Genomic DNA, 6761 nt, shown 5'->3' with positions numbered 1-6761 from the left:
CCCTTCCGGCGCTCACGCGCGGTGCGGCGCCCGACGGCGGAGCCGCTGAGGTCGGGCACCGCCTGACCACACTTCGCCGGGGGCAGATGGAGACGACCCCGTCCGTGGGCAGCGGCACGGTCGGCCTGTGCCGTGCCCTGCCAACCCCACGGGCGCTGGTGTTTCACCGCGTTGCGGACTGTCCGGCGAGCCAGCCGCTCACCCGACGCCGTGACGCGACGACGTGGGGAGGCGATGGGCCGTGGAGTTGCGGTTGGCCGCCGATCTCGGTGCCGTCGTCGGTGTCAGGCGCCCGCCAGGGTCGCGACCAGGAGGGCCTTGATGGTGTGCATGCGGTTCTCGGCCTGGTCGAAGACCACCGAGTGGGGGGACTCGAAGACCTCGTCGGTGACCTCGAGCGAGTCGAGGCCGTGGCGGGCGTGCACCTCGCGGCCGACCTCGGTGCCGAGGTCGTGGAAGGCGGGCAGGCAGTGCAGGAAGCGGACGGCGGGGTTGCCGGTGGCCTGCAGCACGTCCATGGTCACCGCGTAGGGCCGCAGCAGCGCGATCCGCTCGTCCCAGACCTCCTTGGGCTCGCCGAGCGACACCCACACGTCGGTGGCCACGAAGTCCGCCCCGCGCACGCCCTCCGCGACGTCCTCGGTGAGGGTGATCCGCGCGCCGGTCCGCTTCGCGAGACCGGCGGCCTCGGCCCGCACCCGCTCGGTCGGCCAGAGGGCGCGTGGGGCCACGATGCGCACGTCCATGCCGAGCAGGGCGCCGGTGACCAGGTAGGAGTTGCCCATGTTGTTCCGCGCGTCGCCGAGGTAGGCGAAGGCCAGCTCGGCCAGCGGCCGGCCGCCGGCGTGCTCGGTCATGGTCAGCGTGTCGGCCAGCATCTGGGTCGGGTGCCAGTCGTCGGTCAGCCCGTTGTAGACCGGGACGCCCGCGTGCTCGGCCAGCTCCTCCACGGTGCGCTGGGCGCTGCCCCGGTACTGGATGGCGTCGAACATCCGCCCGAGCACCCGGGCGCTGTCCTTGGCCGACTCCTTGTAGCCGATGTGCGAGCCGCTCGGGTCGAGGTAGGTGGTGTGCGCGCCCTGCTCGGCGGCCGCCACCTCGAAGGCGCAGCGGGTGCGGGTGGAGCTCTTCTCGAAGATCAGCGCGATCCCGCGCCCGGTGAGCCGGCGCTGCTCGGTGCCCTCCCGCCTCGCGGCCTTGAGTTCCGCCGCGAGGTCGAGCAGGCCTCGGAACTCGGCCGGGGTGAGGTCCAGCTCGCGCAGCAGGTGGCGGCCCTTGAGGTCTGTCGCCATGGGATGACTCCATCGGTCGTCGGAATCGCGTTCGAGAAGCTGGAAGTATATACGTCAAAGCTCATGATTATGCAACGGCGGTCAGGGCACCGGGTCGCGCTCCACGGGGCAGCTCATGCAGCGCGGCCCGCCCCGCCCCCGGCCGAGCTCCCCGCCGGGGATCTCGAGCACCTCGAACCCCTGCCGGCGCAGATGCGTGTTGGCGGTCACGGTCCGGTCGTAGGCGACGACCACGCCCGGCTCGACCGCCAGCACGTTGCAGCCGTCGTCCCACTGTTCGCGCTCCGCCGAGTGCACGTCCTGCGTCGGCGTCAGCACCCGGATCCCGCCCAGGCCGAGCGCGGCGGCGATCGCCCGGTGCATGTGCTCCGGCGGATGGTCGGTCACCTTCAGCTCCTGGGCCCCGGAGCCGGGTTCTATGGTGTACGAGCGCAGCATCCCGAGGCCCGCGTACTGCGTGAAGGTCTCCCCGTCCACCATGGTCAGCACCGTGTCCAGGTGCATGAAGGCCCGCCGCTTGGGCATGTCGAGCGCCACGATGGTGCGGGCCGAGCCGGCCGCGAACACCCGCCGCGCCAGCAGCTCCACGGCCTGCGGGGTGGTCCGCTCGCTCATCCCCACCAGCACCGCGCCGTTGCCGATCACCAGCACGTCCCCGCCCTCGATGGTCGAGGGGTGCGCGCCCTGCCCCTCCGACCACAGGTGGAAGCGCCCGGACCGCTCGCCGGCGAACAGCGGGTGGTAGCCGTAGATCGCCTCGAAGTGCACGCTCTCCCGCTGCCGCGCCGGCCAGCGCATCGCGTTGATCGCCACCCCGTCGTAGACCCAGGCCGAGGTGTCCCGGGTGAACAGGTGGTTGGGCAGCGGGTGCAGCAGGAAGTCGTCCGGGTCCATCACGTGGAAGCGGACGGAGGTGGGCTCTGGGTGCCGCTCGAGGAACTCGCGCTTGGTGATGCCGCCGATCAGCGCCTCGGCGAGCTCGGGCGCCGGCAGCTCGTCGAACGCCGCCCGCAACCGGTCCGTGGCCAGCGGGCCGTACTCCCGCTCGTCGAACACCCGGTCGAGCACCAGGGCCCTGGCCTCCGGCACGGCCAGGCTCTCGGTCAGCAGGTCGCCGAACAGGTGCACGGCGACCCCGCGGTAGCGGAGCAGGCCGGCGAAGATGTCGTGCTCCTGCTGGGCGCGCCGCACCCACAGCACGTCGTCGAACAGCAGCTCGTCCTTGTTGGTGGGGGTCAGCCGCTTCAGCTCGAGGCCGGGGCGGTGCAGGATCACGCGCCGCAGCCGTCCGGTCTCCGAGTCGACATGGAAGGTCATGGCTCCATTCTGCGGGCACCCCCGGCGCGGCAGCTCGGGTGGCCGCGCCCGGGGCCCACCGGCGCGCACTCGACGGGCGCCGGCTGACGGCGTGGCCTCGCTTGACCTTGACACCGTGACAAGGTCTTCACTGGTGCCAGGAGGTGGTGCCGATGACCATGTGGGCTCACCAGGAGTTGGAGAACGACAGCTCGTCGGTGCGGCTGCGGGCGGCGCTGGCGGTCGGCACCGGGCCGGACCCGCGGTTCGTCGACAGGCTCGTCGAACGGTGCGCGGTCGAGCCCGAGTTCCAGGTGCGCGAGGCGCTCACGTGGGCGCTCACCCGTCACCCGGCGTCGGTGACGGTCCCCAAGCTCGTCGCCGAACTCCGCTCGGAGCGCGCGCAGGCCCGAAGCCAGGCGCTGCACACGCTGTCCAAGATCGGGGATCGACGAGCGTGGCCGGCCATCACCCGGGCGCTCCTGTCCGACGCCGACGACGAGGTGGCGCGCAGCGCCTGGCGGGCAGCGGTCGTACTCGTGCCGGAGGCGGAGAAGCCCTGGCTGACCGAGGTCCTCTCGACCCAGCTCGGGCGCGGCGAACTCGCGACGCGGTTGAGCCTGAGCCGTGCGCTGATCGCGCTCGGCGAGGTGATCAGGCCGACGCTGCGCGCCGCGATGACCGATCGCGACCCTCGCGTGCGCGCGCACGCCATCGCCACGGAACGGCTGCTGCGCGACCCGGAGGCCGCGTTCGAGTTCGCGATCGAGGAGGCGAGGCGCGTCGTGGCCCTCGGCGCCGTCGGCCAGGAGGGGTGACGGGCGGTGTTGATCGGCGAGGTGGCGCGAAGGTCGGGGGTCAGCGCCCGCAGGCTCAGGCACTACGACTCGCTCGGCCTGGTGCGGCCGACCGGGCGTACCAACGCCGGCTACCGGGAGTACTCGAGCGAGGACGTCCGGCGGATCTTCCACATCGAGAGCCTGCGGTCGTTGGGTCTCTCGCTGCGTGAGGTCGGCCGCGCGCTGGACGATCCCGACTTCGAGCCCTCCGAACTCGTCGACGACCTCATCCGCCGGACACGAGAGCGCGTCGCGGCCGAGATGGAACTGCTGACGCGGCTGCGTCGGATCGGGGCCGCGGAGCCCGCCGGCTGGGAGGACGTCCTCCACGTCGTCGCACTCCTCCAGGCGTTGGGGTCGGAGAGCGCCGGGCGGCGCCAGCGCGCGGCCCTGTCGTCGGCTGACGAGGCCCCGGTGCCGGCGGAAGCCCTGGCCGAGGCCGCGCTGAACGAGGCGGACCCGAACGTCGCCGGAGCCCTCCGCTGGGCTCTGGCGCGATCGGGCGATGGCGGCCTCGCACCGCTGGCCGATGGCCTCCGCTCACCGGTGGCCGCAGTGCGGGAACGTGCCGCCCGGACCATCGCCGAGATGCCGCACCGCAAGGCGACCGCGCTGCTGCGGGACGCCCTCACGAGCCCCGACGCCGTGGTCCGTGGACGTGCGGCCGTGGCGCTCGGGGCACGGGGAGTGGCCGAGGCGGTCCCGCAGCTCATCGAGGTGATCGCCGAGGAGATCAACGACGTCGACGCGGCCGACGCGCTGAGCACGCTGGCGAGCGATCCGACGTTGGCGGACGAGATCGCCACCAGGCTCGTCGACCGCCTCCGCCCCGGGACCGCCGAGTCCTCGGCGCGGCTGCGGCTGACCCAGGCACTCGCGGAGATCCCGGGCAGCACGACATCGCGTGCCCTCGCCGACCTCACACACGACGAGGACCGCGCCGTCGCGCTCACCGCGGCCAGCGTTCTCAGGACCCGCCGGGAACCACGACGAACGCGGGGCCCGCGGCGGTGACCGCCGGCCGGCGGCGGCTCGGGGCGCGCGCGGTTCGCCTCGTCAGCCGTCCCAGTCGGCTCACTCGGCTCAGTCGTTGAGGAGCGCGTTGAGCCGCCTGAAGCTCCAGTCCCCACTGTCGAGTCGGGCGTAGGTGCCGGCGTCGAGCAGCTCCCTGGTGGCGTGGTCGACCGCCGCGTAGGCCACCTGGGCCAAGCCCGAGCCGACGCTGATCCGGGCCGCGCCGGCGGCGGCGAGCTCGGCCACCGACGGCGCCCCCGGGCCGACCATCACGTTGAGCGGGACGGCCAGGCCGGCGGCCAGCTCGGCGACCGTGTCCAGGTCGGTGACGCCCGGCACGAAGACGCCGTCGGCGCCCGCCGCCACGTAGGCTCGGCCACGGTCCAGGGCCTCCCGCAGCGACTCGGCGCGGGGCCGGTCGGCGTCGGCCCGCAGGAAGACGTCGACCCGGGCGTTGACGAAGACCGGCACGCCGGTCGCCTCGCCCGCCGCGCGGGCGGCGGCCAGGCGGGCGGCCTGTTCCTCGACGGGGCGCAGCGGCGTCGGGCCCCCGTGGTGGCTGTCCTCGATGTTGACGCCGGCGGCGCCCGCCTCGATCACCAGCCGCACCGTCTCCTCGACGCCGGCGGCGTCCCCGGCGAAGCCGGCCTCGATGTCGGCGGTGACCGGCGGCGTGACGGCCCCGGCGATCCGGCCGACCAGTTCGACGGCGAGGCGTCGGTCGAGCCGGTCGCCGTCCGGGGCGCCGAGGGACCAGGCGACGCCCGAGCTGGTGGTGGCGATGGCCGCGGCACCGGCCGCCGCGACCACCCGGGCGCTGGCCACGTCCCAGGCGTTGGGCAGCACCAGCGGGGTGGCTCCGTCGTGCAGGTCGCGCAGGAGCCGGGCTCGGGCGGCGAGTTCTTCCATGTCGCTCATGGCCGTAGTACATCAGGCGGCCAGGAGCCGGCACTCGCGGCATTCGGACATCACTGTGGCCGGCGCGCGGCGGCCGAAAAGAATCGGTCGCCGGTTCGTATTGCCGGCCGTGACGCTGGGCATATTCCCCGTCGTGGCGAAGACGCAACCGGGGGCCGAGGCCCAACTACCGAAAGCACGTTGGCGGTTGATTGGCCCCGGCCTGGTGGTCGCGGCCACCGGGGTCGGCGCGGGCGACCTGGTCGCGACGGCCGTGGCCGGCAGCAGATTCGGGTACACGCTGCTGTGGGCGGCGGTGATCGGCTGCCTTATCAAGATCTCGCTGGCCGAGGCGACGGGCCGCTGGCATCTCGCCACCGGCACCACCATCTTCGACGGCTGGCGCTCGCTCGGCCGCTGGACCGTGGGCTACTTCGGCGTCTACATCGTCGTCTGGGGCTTCATCTACGGCGCCACGGGCATGTCGGCCAGCGGCATGCCACTGGCCGCCCTGTTCCCCGACGGGCCGAGCCTGCGCACCTGGGGCATCATCTCCGGGCTGCTCGGCCTGGTCTGCGTCTGGTTCAACCGCTACGCGGTGGTCGAGAAGCTGATGATGGTCTTCGTCGGCGTGATGTTCGTGGTGGTCGTCGGCATCGCCATCCGCATCGCCCCCGACACCGTGGCGCTGGGCGCGGGCCTGTGGCCCACCCTGCCGGACGGCTCCGTCCTCTACACGCTGGGCCTGATCGGGGGCGTCGGCGGCACCATCACCCTGGCCGCCTACGGCTACTGGGTGACGGCCAAGGGTTGGAACGGCCCCGCCTGGATTCCGATGATGCGGCTCGACAACCGGGTCGCCTACGCCACCACCGGCGTGTTCGTCATCGCCATGCTGGTGATCGGCGCCGAACTGCTGAACGCCGCCGAGGTCACGCTGAGCAGCGGCGACCGGGGTCTGCTCGACGTGGGCATCGTCCTGGAGGAGCGGTTCGGCAGCCTCACCGCCGACCTCTTCCTGATCGGCTTCTTCGCCGCCTCCTTCAGCTCGGTCATCGGCGTCTGGCACGGGGTGAGCCTGCTGTTCACCGACTTCGTCGGCCGCCTCCTGCCGTCCGCCGTCCCCGCGGGCGAACCCGAGAAGTCATGGCCGTTCCGCGCCTACCTGCTCTGGCTCACCTTCCCCCCGATGTGCCTCCTCTGGCTCGACGAGCCGATCGGCCTGATCATCACCTACGGCGTGCTGGGCGCGTTCTTCATGCCCTTCCTCGCCCTGACCCTGCTCTGGCTGCTCAACACAAGCCGGGTCCCCGACGAATGGCGCAACGGCCCGATTAGCAACGTGATGCTCTTCGGCTCAGGCGTGATGTTCCTGGTCCTTTGCGTCCAGCAGATCCGCGACCTGCCGTGGTGAGCCGGCGGC

At 72.7% G+C, this 6761-nt stretch carries 6 protein-coding genes; 3 read left to right on the top strand and 3 right to left on the bottom strand.

Annotation, left to right across the window (positions count from 1 at the left end):
- Positions 1–284: 284 nt before the first annotated feature.
- Both argF and E1265_RS11265 read right to left on the bottom strand, forming a co-directional pair.
- On the bottom strand, positions 285–1292 hold the full coding sequence (argF, locus tag E1265_RS11270; protein WP_132930140.1) for an ornithine carbamoyltransferase: 1008 nt from the start codon (positions 1290–1292) through the stop codon (positions 285–287).
- Between the two features lie 81 nt (positions 1293–1373).
- The gene (locus E1265_RS11265) at positions 1374–2609 is read right to left on the bottom strand and encodes an arginine deiminase (protein ID WP_132930139.1); all 1236 of its coding nucleotides are present in this window, start codon (positions 2607–2609) and stop codon (positions 1374–1376) included.
- Positions 2610–2761: 152 nt separating this feature from the next.
- On the opposite strand from E1265_RS11265, the gene E1265_RS11260 reads away from it, so the two are divergent.
- On the top strand, positions 2762–3406 hold the full coding sequence (locus tag E1265_RS11260; RefSeq protein ID WP_132930138.1) for a HEAT repeat domain-containing protein: 645 nt from the start codon (positions 2762–2764) through the stop codon (positions 3404–3406).
- A gap of 6 nt (positions 3407–3412) precedes the next feature.
- Entirely contained in the window at positions 3413–4441 is a 1029-nt protein-coding gene (locus E1265_RS11255) for a MerR family transcriptional regulator (RefSeq protein ID WP_132930137.1), read from the top strand.
- Positions 4442–4510: 69 nt separating this feature from the next.
- Here the strand turns inward: E1265_RS11255 and E1265_RS11250 are convergent, their stop codons facing one another.
- Positions 4511–5350: an isocitrate lyase/phosphoenolpyruvate mutase family protein gene (locus E1265_RS11250; protein WP_132930142.1), complete on the bottom strand. Its 840-nt coding sequence runs from the start codon at positions 5348–5350 to the stop codon at positions 4511–4513.
- A gap of 142 nt (positions 5351–5492) precedes the next feature.
- On the opposite strand from E1265_RS11250, the gene E1265_RS11245 reads away from it, so the two are divergent.
- The gene (locus E1265_RS11245; protein ID WP_243740697.1) at positions 5493–6752 is read left to right on the top strand and encodes an Nramp family divalent metal transporter; all 1260 of its coding nucleotides are present in this window, start codon (positions 5493–5495) and stop codon (positions 6750–6752) included.
- Positions 6753–6761: the final 9 nt, after the last annotated feature.

Source organism: Streptomyces sp. 8K308, from assembly GCF_004348315.1.
Lineage (GTDB): Bacteria > Actinomycetota > Actinomycetes > Streptomycetales > Streptomycetaceae > Streptomyces.
This window is presented reverse-complemented; position numbering and strand designations above follow the sequence as displayed.